This window comes from Bacillus sp. SRI_025, assembly GCF_057592095.1.
In genome coordinates this window covers 89,116-104,947 of the sequence record NZ_JBYEGB010000007.1, presented here as the reverse complement: position 1 = coordinate 104,947, position 15,832 = coordinate 89,116, and the positions used below count along the sequence as shown (strand labels likewise).

Here is a 15,832-nt window from a genome sequence, read left to right as displayed (position 1 = left end):
AAATCTGCCAACCCAATTCGCTGGAAATTGGCTATTGGAAATCAAACGTTTGGAGATGAAGATATTGAATACTTTACAGGCATTACTAAACGACAGAATGGAACGCTCTTCACAAATTGAGGCGGTAACTGGCGGAGGTGTGTCTTATACATTTGAAGAATATGCAAAACGCATCGACCAGCTCGCTCATTACTTACATCAAAAAGGAATTCGAAAAGGCGATCGCGTTTGCTTTATTTGTCAAAACCATCATCACTTTTCAACGATTATGCTGGCAGCCATTAAAGCAGGTGCAGTCGCAGTTCCGCTTAGCTGGCAGCTTACTTCTTTTGAGCTGGAAGGGATTTTGAAAAAAGCAGAGCCAAAGGCTTTATTCTTTGATCGAGAATTCCGTGACATTATCGCTGCGGTGGATGTGCCTTTAGACAACTGTCTCATGGTAGAATCTGGTGTGGATGCGAAAACAACGCAGCTGTTTGAAGATATATTGGCTTCAAATGATGGCAGTGATCTTGCAGAAGAGGTATCAGAGGAGGATCTAGCGATGATCTTATTTACCTCTGGGACAACGGGTAATCCAAAAGGCTGTATGGTCGGACATGGACGAATCTATCAATTTTTAACAAGACGTGGGAATCGAGGATTTGACTTGAAAGGAAAGCGGTATTTAGCGAGTCACCCTCTGTATCATATGAGTTCAATTAATCACCTGATCGCCGCTGCGATTGAAGGGTATACGCTTGTCTTCTTACATGATGCAACACCGAAGCGCATTTTAGAAACAATTGAAAAAGAAAGAATTACGTTCATGATGGCTTTCCCATCAGCTTATACGTACATGCTGGAAGAAATGAAGCGCGGTTCGTATGATCTTTCATCCTTTGAAATTGCGATTTCTGGTGGTACGAAGGTGCCGGTCCGTTTGATTAAGGACTACAAAGAAGCAGGCATTCAGATGATGCATGGCTACGGAAGCACGGAAGCATGGGTTGTCAGTGCGTGGCATCCTGCGATGGGCGAGGATAAAATGGGCTCTGCTGGTAAAGTGGATCCAGATGTAGAAGTGAAAATCGTTCATCCTGAGACAGAGGAAACACTGCCAGCTGGAGAAATTGGCGAAGTCGTCATGAGAAGTCCGTTTTATTTCTTAGGCTATTATCATCAGCCTGACGCAACTGCGAAGGTACTCAAAGATGGATGGTTCCATATGGGAGATGCAGGCTATCTAGACGAAGACGGTTTTCTATTTATCACAGGCAGATACAAAGATGTGATTTTATACGGCGGAGATAATATCTACCCAGATCAAGTAGAAGAAGTCATTGAACAAATTCCGGGTGTGATTGAATCAGCTGTCATCGGGGTGCCGGACGAATTATATGGTGAAGTACCAAGTGCATATATCATAAAAGACGAATCCGCCGATTTCTGCGAAGAAGATGTGGTGAACTATTGTCAGGAACGTTTGGCCGATTACAAAGTGCCATCCATTCATTTCATCAGTGAACTGCCAAAAAACAAGCTTGGTAAAATCATGAAGAAAGATTTACGTGAATTGGTTGTGAATGCTTAGTACCTATTCTGCTATAATGAAATTTGAATGATTTTTTGTTTTTCTAACGTTTTGGAGGGAAAGGGTTTGCGACATATTCTTCGTAAGAAACACATTCACGATTTGTTGGAACAGAGCAGACAGCAAAAGGTAAAGAAAACGCTGGGCGGGCTTGATCTCACGCTTCTTGGTATAGGGGCGGTGATTGGTACAGGGGTTATGGTATTAACTGGAATTACAGCAGCTAAGGATGCTGGACCGGCTGTCATTTTCTCTTTTGCGATTGCAGCCATTGTGTGCAGTTTGGCAGCACTTTGCTATGCAGAAATGGCGTCAGCGCTCCCTGTATTCGGCAGTGCATACATTTATTCATATACAACCATGGGCGAGCTTGTAGGCCATTTGATGGGCTGGACCTTATTATCTGTTTATATGCTGACAGCTTCAGCTGTCGCCAGCGGCTGGTCGAGTTATTTCAACAGCCTGCTTGAGGGATTTGGAATTTCGATTCCGCATCAATTCTTAGCGGGGCCAGAGCAAGGCGGATATATGAATCTGCCGGCGATTATCATTGCTTTACTGATTGCGTGGATCTTATCTAGAGGAACGAAGGAAAGTAAAAAATTTAATAATATCATGGTGTTTGTGAAACTCGGTATTATTGTTCTTTTCATTGTAGTAGGCGGCTTTTATGTACAGCCAGCCAATTGGCAGCCATTTATGCCGTTTGGCGCAGAAGGCGTTATTGCCGGTGCTGCTGCTGTATTTTTTGCCTTTTTAGGATTTGATGCGATTTCTGCTTCAGCTGAAGAGGTGAAAAATCCGCAGCGGAACCTGCCAATTGGGATCATAGGTTCATTACTTATTTGTACGGTCATTTACATTGTCGTTTGTTTGGTCATGACAGGCATGGTGCATTATACAAAGCTTAATGTTACAGAAGCTATGTCCTATGTCCTGCAAAGTGTACATCAAAATAGCGTGGCTGGTATTATTTCTGTTGGTGCGGTCATTGGATTGATGGCTGTGATTTTCGCCAATAATTATGCGGCAACTCGAATTGCCTATGCGATGGGCCGAGACGGACTTTTGCCTAAAGTGTTTTCAAAAACAAACAAAAGCGATACGCCTGTTGCTAGCATATGGATGATTGGCGGAATGACAGCTGTTATTTCAGGCTTTATTGATTTGAAGGATCTGTCCAACTTAGCGAATATCGGTGCGTTATTAACGTTTGCCATGGTCAGTTTATCTGTGCTTATTTTGAGAAAGACACATCAGCAGCTTGAGAGGGGCTTCAGGGTTCCTTTTGTGCCGGTTCTGCCGATTATATCAATGGGCTGCTGCTTGTTCCTTATGCTCAACTTACCAGGCCGGACATGGCTTTACTTTGGGGTTTGGCTGTTAATCGGCGTCGTCATGTACGCAGCGTATTCAAACAAACACAGTGAATTAGCGAAATCTTCATGAGAAAAAGGTGCAAATCCGTTGACGATTTGTGCCTTTTTTCATACGATTTGGGATAAGCTATAAAAGAGATAATGGACGGAACAAGAGGAGGATGAGGGATATGATTAGTGTTAGTCCTTATATTGTTGTAGAAGATGTGAAAGAATCTCTTCAATATTATCAAGGGATTTTTGGTGGGGATATTCAAATCTTAAATGAACATCAAGACCGTGTCCTGCATGCTGAATTGCATCTTGGGGAATCGCTGCTTCATTTTTCAGATACGTTTGGACGCACGCCAAAGCCAGAGAATCTCAGATTGATCATGCAGTTTGACAATGAAGAAGAACTAAAGGCTGTCTATGAAGCACTGGAAGCTGATGGAGATGTACTGGTTGAATTACAGGATACCTTCTTTGGCGCACTTCACGGACAAGTACAGGACCGGAAAAACGGGTTAATCTGGGTTCTGAATTATATGAAATAGACTAAGACCTTCACGAGTGTGAAGGTTTTTTGTGAGTGTTTTTATTTTCTGAAAAATGGAAAATATGCTATGTTGGAAGAATAAAAGGACAAGGAGAAGGGTGGCAAAGGAATGGAACAAATTGAGTTTCAATCAATCCAAACAAATGGTGTAACACTTCATACAGCAATGGCTGGACCGGAAAATGGCCCGCTGCTTGTGCTGCTCCACGGGTTTCCTGAGTTTTGGTACGGCTGGAAAAATCAAATCATCCCCTTGGCTGAGGCGGGCTATCGTGTTGTCGTTCCTGATCAAAGAGGCTACCATCTAAGTGACAAGCCAGAAGGAGTCGAATCCTACGTATTAGATAAATTGAGAGATGATATTGTAGGACTGATTAAGACGCTGAGCCCGAACCAAAAGGCGATTGTCGGCGGACATGACTGGGGCGGGGCTGTTGCTTGGCATTTGGCTTCGACCCGTTCTCAATATGTCGAGAAATTAATCATTGTGAATATGCCGCATCCGCGGGTGATGATGAGGGTTCTTCCTTTTTATCCGCCGCAGTGGAAGAAAAGCTCTTATATCGCTTTTTTTCAGCTCCCAAATGTTCCAGAGGCAGCACTTCAAGAAAATCACTTTCAAAAGCTGGATGAAGCCATTGGGCTGACTGCAAGACCACATTTGTTTACGAAGGAAGATGTCTCAAGCTACAAGCTCGCTTGGACGCAGCCAGGCGCCTTGACCTCAATGCTGAATTGGTACCGAGCCATTAAAAAAGGCGGCTTTGAAAAGCCAATTTCAAAACGAATTCTCGTTCCTGTTCGCATGATCTGGGGGATGGAAGACAAATTTTTAAGCAGAAAGCTGGCGAAGGAAACGATTAAGATCTGTCCAAATGGCCAGCTGATCTTTGTCGATGATGCCTCGCATTGGATCAATCATGAAAAACCAGACGTCGTCAACAAACTCATACTCGAATTCTTGACATAAAGAAAAAAGCTCTGATCAGAGGACCAGAGCTTTTTTTGATTTATCCAATTTGATTCTTTTTCAATTCAGCAGGTTCGTCGTTCCAGCATTCAATTTTCTCATTGTTTGGAACGGCATTTTTATAGAAAACAGGATCTTTGCCTTCTTTTTTCTGTCTCGTGTAATCCTTCAGTGCTGCGAAGGCGACCTTAGACAGCATGGTAATGGCGATGAGGTTGACGATGACCATGAGTCCCATAAAGAGATCGGCTAGACCCCAAACAAGAGGAACAGTGGCAACCGCACCGAACAGAACCATTCCAATAACAGCAATTCGATAGATGTTCAGCCAAATTTTGTTCGCTCCAAGGAATTCAATGTTCGTTTCCCCATAGTAATAGTTACCAATCAATGTACTAAATGCGAATAGGAAAATCATGATGGCAAGGAAGCCAGATGCCCATGGTCCAATGTGCTGACTGAGAGAAGCCTGTGTTAATTCAATCCCTTGCAGATTTGTTGTTTTATACGCATCAGAAAACAGGACAAGGAAGGCTGTGCTTGTACAAATAATTAACGTATCTGTTAACACGCCGAATGCTTGAATTAATCCTTGTTTAACAGGGTGGCTCGTGACAGCCGTTGCTGCTGCGTTAGGTGCACTACCCATACCAGCTTCATTTGAGAAGAGACCGCGTTTAATCCCTTGTAATAAAGCACCGCCCAGCGTACCGCCAGCGAACTGTTCAAACCCGAAGGCGTGTTTCACAATCGTGCTGATGACACCAGGAAGTTCCGTGATATTTGTGACAATGACAAAGAACGCAATACCGATGTAAGCAACTGCAAGCACAACCACAATGTATTCAGAAGCCTTTGCAATCGCTTGGATGCCTTTGAAAATGATCGCTGCAAAAATGACTGCCATCACAATACCGACGGTTAAACGGTCTAAACCAAAGGAATTTTTAAAAGCGACAGTGATCGTATTGGATTGAACCGCGTTAAAGACGATTCCAAAAGAAATCGTGATCAGGATCGCAAATAAAATCCCCATCCAGCGCTTGTTTAACCCTTTTTCCATGTAATAAGCAGGTCCACCTCGGAAGCCTGTTTTGTCTTTTACTTTATATACTTGAGCTAGTGTACTTTCAACGAAACTTGAAGCAGATCCGATAATGGCTACGATCCACATCCAAAAGATGGCACCAGGGCCACCAATGGCAATAGCGATGGCAATCCCTGTGATATTCCCTGTCCCTACGCGTGCTGCCATACTGATGGCAAATGCTTGGAACGGTGATATTCCCTCTTTTTCTTTTCTTCCTTCTTTCAGGACACGCAGCATTTCTTTGATCATTCTCACTTGCAGGAAGCGTGTTCTATATGTGAAGTACACCCCAACACCAAGTAACAGAGCAATCACAATATAAGTCCAAATAAAATCATTTGTATGTGTTAAATAAGATAGCAAAGCTTTTTCGTTCATAACATCACCTCTTCGAATTCATCACTGTTCTTTTTAAAAAATGCTGAGATCCCACTCTTTAGCGAGTTTTTTCAGCATCATGACACCGGTAATACTATTTCCACAATCGTCAATGGCAGGACCGTAAATGCCAATACCACAGCCTGTCTGAAACGGGAACTCTCTTCTTGCGCTTGGCGGAACGCAAGCCATAATTCCTCCAGACACACCACTTTTGGCTGGAACGCCTACGAAAGCAGCAAAATTTCCAGACGCATTATACATGCCGCATGTCAGCATCAATGCCTTTGTTAGTCTGGCGATATCCTTTGGGATGACTTGGACTTGTTTAAAGGGATGGTAGCCATCACTTGATATAATCAGTCCAATCAAGGCGATGTCCTCTGTTGTGACCTCGATGGAACATTGCTTTAAATACACTTCTAACGTGTCCTCGACATCCGATTCTAAATAATTGGTTTCTTTTAAATAATAAGCAAGTGCCCGGTTGCGATGCGCAGTTGCCCATTCTGATTGATAAACCTCTTCATTGACAGAAGGACGCTTACCTATTAAGTTTTCGATTAAATCGAAAATATATGCTAGCTTTTCTGTAGAAGTCTTTCCGGGAAGGATGGAGGATACGGTAATAGCTCCAGCATTAATCATTGGATTAAAGGGCTTCCCTGGTTTATGCATCTCAAGACGGTAGATGGAATTAAATGCATCACCAGTTGGCTCTACATCTACCCGATCCAAGACGTAAGGTACGCCTCTTCCTAAACAGGCAGCTATAAAGCTGATGACTTTTGAGATACTTTGCAGGGTAAAGGGAACGTCCCAATCACCATATCGTACAGATGATCCATCTGGGCCTATCACGCTGATACCAAGTTGAGAGGAATTCACTTTTCCGAGTGCTGGAATGTAGCCAGCATTCTGCCCGTTCTTGTAATACGGACGTATTTCTTCTGCCCATTGATCAACAGAAGACTGGCATGCGTGTTGTGTATTATTAGAAATTGCTGTTTTCATACGATTCCTCCAATCAAAAATCAAAAAGTACCCTATTGAATTGGCGGATGACAAAAAATGCGATCAAATAGGCACGAAAACATGTTACACATCTTCAAAGAACTTGTCATGCGCTGCTTGCACCACTCCTTTACACCTAAATATATGTACAAATGAAGGCATTGTCGGCGGAAAAACAAAAAGGGTTTTTAGTGAAAATTAAGAAAACGCTTACATCTAGTTTCACTAAAATTATTCATTCAATTTATCTTGGAAACTACACAATCTGACGTAAATCTACAGAAAAACTTACAAATAAAAATCTGTCTGTCGACTATTGTCTAAACAATTCCTATTATTGTCGTCAATGATCAAAACACTGAATAGCTGAAAGGTCACCTTGCTGCCCCGGAGAATAGTCATAAAAAAGGATTTTGGAGATAAAAAGAGCGGTGAAAATTATTTTTTTGCACATTGTGGAGAAAAGAGTCTCCTTGTATACTGTGGCTATGCAAACAGGGGAAGGGATGTCAGTCATTTGAGTTTAAATCAGCTTGTCAAAAAGGACGCATTCATTTTAATTTTTATGATGGTCATTGTGCCGCTTGCAGGAGAGCTGAAGTTTTATCCTGTGAATGAGACGTTTCGCATCAGCTTTGGTGCGCCTGCGTTTTTCTTTTGTTTATTACTTTTAAGAACATCTAGACCGCTATTGCCAGGATTTTTAACAGGCGCAGCCATTGTGCTTTTTCGTGTAGGCCTAGATTTGATTCAGCAGAATGCTGATCTGGCTTTATCATTTTATCAGCAATTCCCAAGCTTCTTTTTCTATTTCACGTATGCGTTCCTGTTTTTTGCCGTCCGAACGGGTCGCTTTAAACAGCGCTCTATTTTCATTGGGATCATCGGTCTGATGATCGAATTAGTTGCTGATTTTGTCGAGCTGTTTGTACAATTTCTAGTGTTTGATACAACGATGACTTTATCAAAGCTGAGCGATATGTTCCTCATTGCGTTTGCTCACAGCTTTGTGGTGATCAGTTTTTTTAATATGATGAAGCTGTATGAGGCACAATCAAGAGAGAAGCAGATCATGAAACAAAATGAGCATATGATGATGGTCATTTCAAATTTATATGAAGAAACGGTGCACTTAAAGAAAACATTAAAACATACAGAGCATATTACGCAGGAATCATACCGGCTTTATCGTCTTCTGCATGAACACGAAGCAGGGAAAAAAGTGAGTCAGGAGCTGTTAAAACTCGCTGGAGAAATTCATGAAGTGAAAAAGGACAATCAGCGTATTTATGCTGGGCTTTCAAAGCTGATTTCGAAGGAAAATATGCAAGATTACATGAAGGCGGAAGAACTCGTTCAAATTGTGATCCGGATTCAAGAGAAGTATGCTCTATCTCTTGGGAAAAACATCTCCTTTACCTCTGATATAAGGGGCATTCATCTGCATGATTATCATGTGTTTATTTTCTTATCGCTGATTAATAATTTAATGGCCAATGCAGTGGAAGCTATAAAGGATACCGGCATGATCTCACTCGAATTGAAAGGAAGTCATGATAAAATAGAGATTCGGATTGAAGATGATGGACCGGGGATTCCTAAAAAAATGAGAGAGATTGTGTTTGATCCAGGCTATACCTCCAAATTTGATGCATTTGGAACACCGTCTACTGGGATAGGTTTATCCTATGTGAAAGAGCTGGTTCAAGAGCTAGGCGGTCATATTCAAATCGAACCAAAAGAAACAAAAGGGACAGCTTTTCTGCTTGTCCTTCCTATACAAAATTTAATACAGAGAGGGTGAGTGTATGCGATTCTTCATTGCAGATGATGATCGTGCAATACGCTCGATTTTAGGTCAAATCATAGAGGATGAGGATTTGGGAGAGGTCGTAGATGAAGCGGGTGACGGAGTTGGATTAGAGGCACATTCACTGAACCTCAAGAAAGTAGACATCCTTTTGATTGATCTTTTAATGCCTGCTAGAGATGGCATTCAAACCATTCGCCATATTCACCCTGAATTCAAAGGCAAGGTCATTATGATTTCCCAAGTAGAGGCGAAAGAGATGATGGCAGAAGCCTATGAACTAGGGATTGAATATTATATTCATAAGCCCGTCAATCGCATTGAAATCGTCAGTGTGATTCGAAAAGTCATGGAGCGTATCAAACTGGAAAAATCGATTTATGATATACAAGCCTCCCTTCGCCACGTACTGCCATTAGAGCCTGTGATTTCTCAAGGTGCCGGCGCTGGAGCGAAGAGAAGAACGATGAAAGAGGCTGGGGAATTCCTCTTATCTGAGCTGGGAATTGTCGGTGAGAACGGCTCTAAGGATTTACTGGAGATACTTCTCTATTTACATGAAACTCAGTCAGCCAATTCTCATGAGGTCAATTTCCCGCCGCTAAAGCAGCTGTTTATCAAAACCGCAGAAAGAAAGCTGGATCATGGTGCAACCGATGTAGAGGTGATGCGGGAAGTGAAAGCGGCGGAGCAGCGGATTAGACGAGCTATTCATCATTCCTTGAATCATTTTGCCTCACTAGGATTAACAGATTTCTCAAATCCTAAGTTCGAGCACTACGCGTCGAAGTTTTTCGATTTTACCGATGTCAGCCAAAGAATGAAAGAAATGCAGAAGACATCTTCTCTCGCAGGATCGACGGGCAGAGTCAATACAAAGAAATTTGTTCAAATCTTTTATTTTGAAGCAAAGCAGTTATTCGAAGAAATGAGCTGAGGAAAATCTGTTGGTATGATTGGAGAAAATAAACAGAGAAAGTCTGTCTTTCCTATGATCTGTCTTGATCTTCAGGTGTCTTTATAATTTAACTGATCATTCTGATTTTTCTTTTTTCTTGAAAATAAAACCCTCCTGTACAATCGTTTGTTAAAATAGTGAGGTTAGACTAGAATGTCGGAGGTTTTATTTTGGGAAAAATTAAACGAAATGCGCTCTGCCCATGCGGAAGCGGAAAAAAATATAAACATTGCTGTGGTCAAAAATCAGGCGGAGAACAAACGTCTGAGCTTGTGTTTAAGGAAGCTGTACAAGTTCAAAAGGATTTAATGAATTATGCTTTTTCTAAACATCAAAGAGCGATCAATCAATTCATTAATGAGTTTTCTTTCCTTGCAGATATGGATAAAGAAACGCAACAAATCTCAGTTTTTCATTTGAGTGTATGGGGCATCTTCTTCCGTCCATTAACTGATCAGAAAGAAACCATTTTCCAAGAATTCCTGACAAAGAAAGCAGAAGATATTACCCGTCCGAAAACAAGACAAGTGGTCCAATCTTGGACAGACATGGAGCCATCTTTGCTTTTATTAAATGAAAAAACGGAAGAGTCTCTTTACTTTGAAGATATGGTAACAGCTGAGAAGGTTGAAGTAGATGTAAAACCGGATCAAACGGTACTGCCTGAAAAGGGAAGTCTCGTGCTTGGTTTTCCTGTTCAATTTGAAGAAAAAGCAGAGTTTTTCATTCAGTATACGATGTTTGCGAAAGAGTTCACGGATACTCTTCTTCTTCAGGTCCGCCAGCTTGTTGACGCATATGAAGCAAATGGAGGAGCGCGCAGCACATTTATGAGAGAATCATTCCCTGATGTGCTGAAGTGTATGTTTGCGAAGCAAGAAGTAGAAGGATCAGAAACACCTGCTCAAACAGAAGGCGATGCAGGTCTATCAGCAGATCGTATGGACTGGGCAAGTGACGTCCAGCTGGAAACAGCTAAGCTGATTGAAGACGGAATGAAGGAGCACGGTGACCAAAGCCTGACAGATGGTGCTTTAACGGTTTGGAAAGCCTACTGTGATCAGAAATCACCTGTAATCCGTAAAGCAGCGTCATTTGCTGCGGGAATCGAATACTATATTCATTCACTTGCAAGCGATGCTCCGCTTTCTCAAGCACAAGTAGCGAAGAAGTATGGCATTAGTGCGTCGACTGTATCGAGCCGTTTTAAAGATATCGAAAAAGCGGTGAAAGAAGAGCAAGAGGCGACAGTATAATCTAAAAAAGACGCGGCACCTTCAGAGGCCAGCGTCTTTTTTTTAGATTATCTTGTTTTAATAAAACCACTCATGTACTGCTCTGTATTATAATCGTTTAGGTCGATTTTCCATTGACCATCCCCATTACGCTTCATTTTCACTTCATATTCAGCTGGGCTGGAGACGGGAGGAAGCTTTTCGAATTCAGATGCGTACATGTTTAAGCTTTTTTTATACAATTCTTCTTTAGAACGGATCTTTCCGTTGTAAAACTCGTCTCTTTTCTTGTCTAGCTTGTCTTTTAAGTTAGAAGCATCAATGCCTGTTACTTGAGCGACAACCTTTGCTTCGTCATCAGAGATGGTTTTTACACTTGTTTCTACTTTGGCTTTATCCTTCATAGTGTTTTGAATGCGTTTGTACATCGACAGAATATCACGGTCACTCACTTCATTACCGTATATTCCTGCACTTCTTTTGAAGTCTTTAACAAACATTTCATGGTATTTATTGACGACATCCGATTGGTTGTCACCCGTTAAATCTGCGAATTCATCGTTCTTTTTGTCAAAAACAATAATATCGGTATAAGCGGATAACGCTTTTGCTGGGTTATCCAGCTTTTTTGCTGAATCGAGTATTTTGTTTCCATCTAGATCGATTTGGATGGAATCACTGTTTTTCTTGATGCTGTCCTGATACACGAACTGATATTTTTTCCCTTTGTCTACTAGGAAATATAGAGCTCCTGAAAGTGACTTGCCTTTGTTCAGTGAACCAAGGTCAAGACGGTCTTTACTGCCGTAGAATTTTAAATCAGATACTTTGGCATCGTCCTGATAAAGGGAGAAGTCAGAGTTATATAATGAAAGGGCTTTGTCACCTTTGTTTGTGATCGTTAGGTTGACTTTTAATACCAATTCATTGTCTCTCAGGGTAGTTGTTGAGTCTTCTGGTAACGTATATTCGTAGCTATTGACTTTTACCTCTGCTGTTTTCGTTGACTTTTGGTCAGTGTCTGTTGATTTGGCTGAGCTCTGGCAGGCTGCAGAGATGATCATCACGAATGAAATCATGAGGAGGGCACTTATTTTTTTAAGATTCACAGTTGATGCTCCTTTGCTTTTCTTTCGTCATTTCATTCCCGCTATCTGACTATGAAAAAAGAAACAGATAGAATGGTATATTCGGGTGTTAAAGGGGAAAATATCCTAATGACGATTTGCACTATTCATTCTATCGAAATTCATTCATGATGAGGAATAGGTTTTAGTCCCTATTTTTAATAGTTTTTAACACATTTACCTATAAAATAAGGAATTAAATAAGCACAATATACTGGTTAATAAGTATTGATTTATAGATTTATTTTGGGTTTTAAATGTTTTTTGTATAAAAATCTTGAAATAAAGGTAGTTTTTTATTTGACGAGGCGGTGCCGGATGGCGAAGACGACAGCCTGTGTGCGGTCTTGTGCATTGAGCTTTTGTAATATACGGTGCACATGCGTTTTTACCGTACTTTTGCTGATAAATAATTGATCAGCGATGTCTTCATTCTTTAAACCATAGGCCATTTGCTGTAAAACATCGCGTTCACGTTCTGTAAATGATTCGTGAAGTAGATGAGTGTGATGTGTATCATTTGTCTGCTGAAGAGCTCGTGCCATCATGTGCTCAGAGGCTGCCGTTCGAAAGACAGATTCACCAGCAAAGGCGGTGCGGATAGCCTCAATTAATTCCTCAGGCATTGTATCCTTCAGCAAATAACCGACTGCCCCTGCACGAATCCCGTCAAAGACGTATTCTTCCGTATCAAAGGTCGTGAGAATCACAACTTTTACATCTGGGTGCTTTTTTAAAATGTGCTCTGTTGCCGTGATGCCATCCATTCCAGGCATTTGTACATCCATGAGCAGTACGTCAGGTTTGTTGGTCAAGCAAAGCTCAACCGCCTCCTGACCGTCTGACGCCTCCCAAATGACGTCAATATCCTCTTGAGCGCTTGCAATATAACGAAATCCTTGGCGGATCAGCGGCTGATCATCAATAATGCCAATCTTAATAGGGGTTGTCATGTCTCAGAGTCCTCCTTGATAGGAATTTGAACATGGATACAAAAGCCGTGCGGCTCGCGTATGGACGTCTTGAGGGAACCGCCTGCTGCGTCACACCGTGCCTTCATGCCTGACAGCCCAAATCCAAATGAAATATCTTTTTCGCTGGTCAAATTTCCATCATCTTCAATGTTCATCATCAGCTCATGCTGGTGGTTATAGAGTGTAATGGTCATTGCGGTCGCCTTGGCATGGCGAATTGTATTGGTGATGGCTTCTTGTAAAATGCGGTAAAGCAGTTCAGAAACGGAGAGCGGCCATTTTTTATACGTAAGCTGCTCTGTATGAAATTGAATATCTAGCTCTCCTGATATCTCTCCTTGCTTGATGAGACTGCGAAGTCCGGCAAGTCCGAGACCTGCATCATCTGACGCCATATGATGAACCACAGAACGAACTTCGGTGAGACAATTTTTAGAAATATTGATCAGCTCCTGAAACGTCTGCGCCATCTGCTCTGGTTCTTCCTGTTTTAAACGGTAGGGCAAAGACTGCAGCTGGACAATCATTGAGGTTAATTGGTGACCGATGCTGTCATGCAGGTCACGTGCAATTCTGCTTCGCTCCTCCAGCACAGCAAATTGGAGTGACTGAACGGTCGCTTCTTCAAGCTCTATATGCGCCTTTTTTAATTGTTCATGGGCATCTGATAATTCCTTGTGAACCAATTGCAGTTCTCCGAAGTGTTCTTCCTTTAATTCCTGTTCACGCCGCCGCATTCTAGAGATCAAGACAAGTGTATACACAAGCAGCTGGAATAGCGGGAGAGTGATCACCATGTTCCAAGAAAAATCATTTACATAATAACTGACTCCACTAGTGAAAAAGATGATAGCAAATAGATAGGGATGATGCGCCTCTGAAAAACGAAAAGCGATAAAGCCAATCATAAAAAAGGTCAGCCCAATACTGTCTTGAATCTGACCTGTCACCATCCACAAGAGATGTGTCAGAATCCACATCAAAAGGAGCATAGAAAATTGCTTTTTAGGTGACAGCTTGCTTTTTGGAAAAAGACAAAGGAGAAACACCAAATAGACGAAGGTGCGAAACACCAATTCGCCTATTGAAAGGGGCTCATACATTTGAATATACATATAGGTCAATACAAGGCCTAATACGAATTTTTGCCTTATTTGACCTAAAAGCTTGAGTGGCTGCTGAAGGTTCATATCAAAAACTCCTGTCTGTCAGTTAAATAGCAGCAGATGCCTTGATGTTCATATATCTTTTTAAAAGAATAAAACGTAATCCGATCATACTGCCAATTGGAAGGAATGTCAGGCCATTTGCGAAAATGATCAGGGAATGACCGCCATCCTGTACAACTGAACCTACTGTCATCCGGATAAGGATGATTCCGATGAAAAAAAGTGTTCCATAGAGTGAGCTGGCGGCGGTGATACGTCCCGACTGTTGATCATATGTTACTTTGTATAGTTTACCTCTCCAAAGCCCGATTGCAAAACCTGCGAATGCAAAGCCAGTCATCACAAGCAGGCTCATCGCCGTGATTTCAATATGCTGGGTAAAGGAATAAGAGAGAGTGCCTAATAAAATGAGCGGCCCTATGAGAAGCCTGATGGGGCGGATTTCTTTTTCCTTGCCTGTTCTTAAAAGCAGGATAATGATAATGATGACAATTTGAATGGTCATGACAAGATCTCCTTTTCGCTTTAGTCTATCTTCATCATACGCATCTACTATTTTCTCGGCGTCCACCTGCAGGTTGATTTTCAGAGAGCGGGAAACTTGAATGTTGGAATTGATTCATGGGAAAATAAGGATGATTACGTAGATAAGGGAGATGAGCTTTTGAAAAAGGTAACGCTTGGACGAACTGATTTGCAGGTGAATCCGATAGGGCTTGGTACGAATGCAGTAGGTGGACATAATTTATTCCCAAATCTTAGTGAGGATGCTGGACGGGAGCTTGTGGAGACGGCTCTTGATCAAGGTGTCAATTTCTTAGATTCTGCTTTTATTTATGGGCTGGGCCGTTCAGAGGAATTAATCGGTGAGATCATTGCCAAAAGAGGCGGCAGAGAAAAGCTTGTCCTTGCGACAAAAGGAGCTCATAAGGAAGTAAACGGGCAAATTGAACTTGATAACAGCCGTGATTTCTTAAGAGAGCAGGTCGAAAATAGCCTGAAACGACTGCAAACAGATTATATTGACTTGTACTATATGCATTTCCCGGATGGGCGAACGCCGCTCGAGGAAGTAGCAGGCACATTAAAGGAATTGAAGGATGAAGGGAAAATCAAGGCGATCGGTGCATCCAACCTTGATTTTGAACAGCTTCAAGCCTTTAACCGAGATGGCTACTTAGACGTGCTTCAGTCGGAGTATTCTCTGCTGAAACGTCAGGCGGAGCAGGATCTTCTTCCATACTGCGTCGAGCATGGTATTTCCTTTATTCCTTATTTCCCATTGGCATCAGGCTTGTTGACTGGCAAATTTACAAAGGATGCCACATTTGATGATATTCGAGCAAAAGACCCACTTTTTCAAGGTGATGCATTCCTTTCAAATCTCGAAAAAGTAGACAAGCTGCAGGCGATTGCCCAATCAAAGAATGCAGAAACGGCACACGTCGCACTCGCTTGGCTCTTAGCTCAGGATGGTATTGATGCTATTATTCCAGGGGCAAAACGAGCAGACCAAGTGCTGCAAAATTTAAAAACAAACGATGTTCAACTAACTGAAGAGGAAATTAATCAAATCGACAAGATTTTTTCTTAACACGAAAAAAAGGTGCAGCTATG

Annotated in this window: 14 protein-coding genes; 8 read left to right on the top strand and 6 right to left on the bottom strand. The window is 41.9% G+C overall.

Features of this window, described 5'->3' with window-relative positions; genetic code table 11:
- Window positions 1-64: 64 nt before the first annotated feature.
- From AC20OE_RS17260 to AC20OE_RS17245, 4 genes are all read left to right on the top strand, one after another.
- Window positions 65-1,573 carry a class I adenylate-forming enzyme family protein gene (locus AC20OE_RS17260; RefSeq protein ID WP_487269048.1) on the top strand — a complete coding sequence of 503 codons (1,509 nt, stop codon included), beginning with the start codon at window positions 65-67 and terminating at the stop codon, window positions 1,571-1,573.
- 66 nt (window positions 1,574-1,639) lie between these two features.
- On the top strand, window positions 1,640-3,022 hold the full coding sequence (locus AC20OE_RS17255; protein WP_039176209.1) for an amino acid permease: 1,383 nt from the start codon (window positions 1,640-1,642) through the stop codon (window positions 3,020-3,022).
- A gap of 100 nt (window positions 3,023-3,122) precedes the next feature.
- Window positions 3,123-3,488, top strand: a complete 366-nt coding sequence (locus AC20OE_RS17250; protein ID WP_025092526.1) for a VOC family protein — start codon at window positions 3,123-3,125, stop codon at window positions 3,486-3,488.
- 111 nt (window positions 3,489-3,599) lie between these two features.
- Entirely contained in the window at window positions 3,600-4,460 is an 861-nt protein-coding gene (locus AC20OE_RS17245) for an alpha/beta fold hydrolase (RefSeq protein ID WP_268502376.1), read from the top strand.
- A 40-nt stretch (window positions 4,461-4,500) separates the two neighbouring features.
- On the opposite strand, the gene AC20OE_RS17240 is transcribed toward AC20OE_RS17245, so the two are convergent.
- Both AC20OE_RS17240 and AC20OE_RS17235 read right to left on the bottom strand, forming a co-directional pair.
- Window positions 4,501-5,928, bottom strand: a complete 1,428-nt coding sequence (locus AC20OE_RS17240) for an alanine/glycine:cation symporter family protein (protein ID WP_330545866.1) — start codon at window positions 5,926-5,928, stop codon at window positions 4,501-4,503.
- Window positions 5,929-5,961: 33 nt separating this feature from the next.
- Window positions 5,962-6,942: a glutaminase gene (locus tag AC20OE_RS17235; RefSeq protein WP_008342152.1), complete on the bottom strand. Its 981-nt coding sequence runs from the start codon at window positions 6,940-6,942 to the stop codon at window positions 5,962-5,964.
- 517 nt (window positions 6,943-7,459) lie between these two features.
- Here AC20OE_RS17235 and AC20OE_RS17230 point away from each other — a divergent pair.
- The 3 genes from AC20OE_RS17230 to AC20OE_RS17220 all read left to right on the top strand — a co-directional run bounded on the left by AC20OE_RS17230 (window position 7,460) and on the right by AC20OE_RS17220 (window position 10,966).
- Window positions 7,460-8,746: an ATP-binding protein gene (locus AC20OE_RS17230; RefSeq protein WP_487269047.1), complete on the top strand. Its 1,287-nt coding sequence runs from the start codon at window positions 7,460-7,462 to the stop codon at window positions 8,744-8,746.
- 4 nt (window positions 8,747-8,750) lie between these two features.
- Entirely contained in the window at window positions 8,751-9,689 is a 939-nt protein-coding gene (locus AC20OE_RS17225) for a response regulator (protein WP_268473092.1), read from the top strand.
- A 191-nt stretch (window positions 9,690-9,880) separates the two neighbouring features.
- Entirely contained in the window at window positions 9,881-10,966 is a 1,086-nt protein-coding gene (locus tag AC20OE_RS17220) for an SEC-C metal-binding domain-containing protein (protein ID WP_487269046.1), read from the top strand.
- A 47-nt stretch (window positions 10,967-11,013) separates the two neighbouring features.
- Here AC20OE_RS17220 and AC20OE_RS17215 read toward each other — a convergent pair whose 3' ends face one another.
- The 4 genes from AC20OE_RS17215 to AC20OE_RS17200 form a co-directional block, all read right to left on the bottom strand.
- Complete coding sequence (locus AC20OE_RS17215; protein ID WP_251181448.1) at window positions 11,014-12,054, bottom strand: DUF4352 domain-containing protein; 1,041 nt, start codon at window positions 12,052-12,054, stop codon at window positions 11,014-11,016.
- 314 nt (window positions 12,055-12,368) lie between these two features.
- Window positions 12,369-13,025: a response regulator gene (locus tag AC20OE_RS17210; RefSeq protein ID WP_366204371.1), complete on the bottom strand. Its 657-nt coding sequence runs from the start codon at window positions 13,023-13,025 to the stop codon at window positions 12,369-12,371.
- Window positions 13,022-14,236: a sensor histidine kinase gene (locus AC20OE_RS17205; protein ID WP_487269045.1), complete on the bottom strand. Its 1,215-nt coding sequence runs from the start codon at window positions 14,234-14,236 to the stop codon at window positions 13,022-13,024. Before AC20OE_RS17205 ends, AC20OE_RS17210 begins: the two co-directional genes overlap by 4 nt.
- A gap of 22 nt (window positions 14,237-14,258) precedes the next feature.
- A complete protein-coding gene (locus AC20OE_RS17200; protein ID WP_260981899.1) occupies window positions 14,259-14,720 on the bottom strand; it encodes a DUF1453 domain-containing protein in 462 nt (153 codons plus the stop codon).
- A gap of 159 nt (window positions 14,721-14,879) precedes the next feature.
- Between AC20OE_RS17200 and AC20OE_RS17195 the strand changes: the two genes are divergently transcribed.
- On the top strand, window positions 14,880-15,809 hold the full coding sequence (locus AC20OE_RS17195) for an aldo/keto reductase (protein WP_338527808.1): 930 nt from the start codon (window positions 14,880-14,882) through the stop codon (window positions 15,807-15,809).
- Window positions 15,810-15,832 lie beyond the last annotated feature (23 nt).

Coding starts and splice junctions, on each gene's coding strand:
- AC20OE_RS17250 (WP_025092526.1), top strand. CDS start 3,123: ATGATTAGTGTTAGTCCTTATATTGTTGTAGAAGATGTGAAAGAATCT.
- AC20OE_RS17245 (WP_268502376.1), top strand. CDS start 3,600: ATGGAACAAATTGAGTTTCAATCAATCCAAACAAATGGTGTAACACTT.
- AC20OE_RS17240 (WP_330545866.1), bottom strand. CDS start 5,928: ATGAACGAAAAAGCTTTGCTATCTTATTTAACACATACAAATGATTTT.
- AC20OE_RS17235 (WP_008342152.1), bottom strand. CDS start 6,942: ATGAAAACAGCAATTTCTAATAATACACAACACGCATGCCAGTCTTCT.
- AC20OE_RS17225 (WP_268473092.1), top strand. CDS start 8,751: ATGCGATTCTTCATTGCAGATGATGATCGTGCAATACGCTCGATTTTA.
- AC20OE_RS17210 (WP_366204371.1), bottom strand. CDS start 13,025: ATGACAACCCCTATTAAGATTGGCATTATTGATGATCAGCCGCTGATC.
- AC20OE_RS17205 (WP_487269045.1), bottom strand. CDS start 14,236: ATGAACCTTCAGCAGCCACTCAAGCTTTTAGGTCAAATAAGGCAAAAA.
- AC20OE_RS17200 (WP_260981899.1), bottom strand. CDS start 14,720: ATGACCATTCAAATTGTCATCATTATCATTATCCTGCTTTTAAGAACA.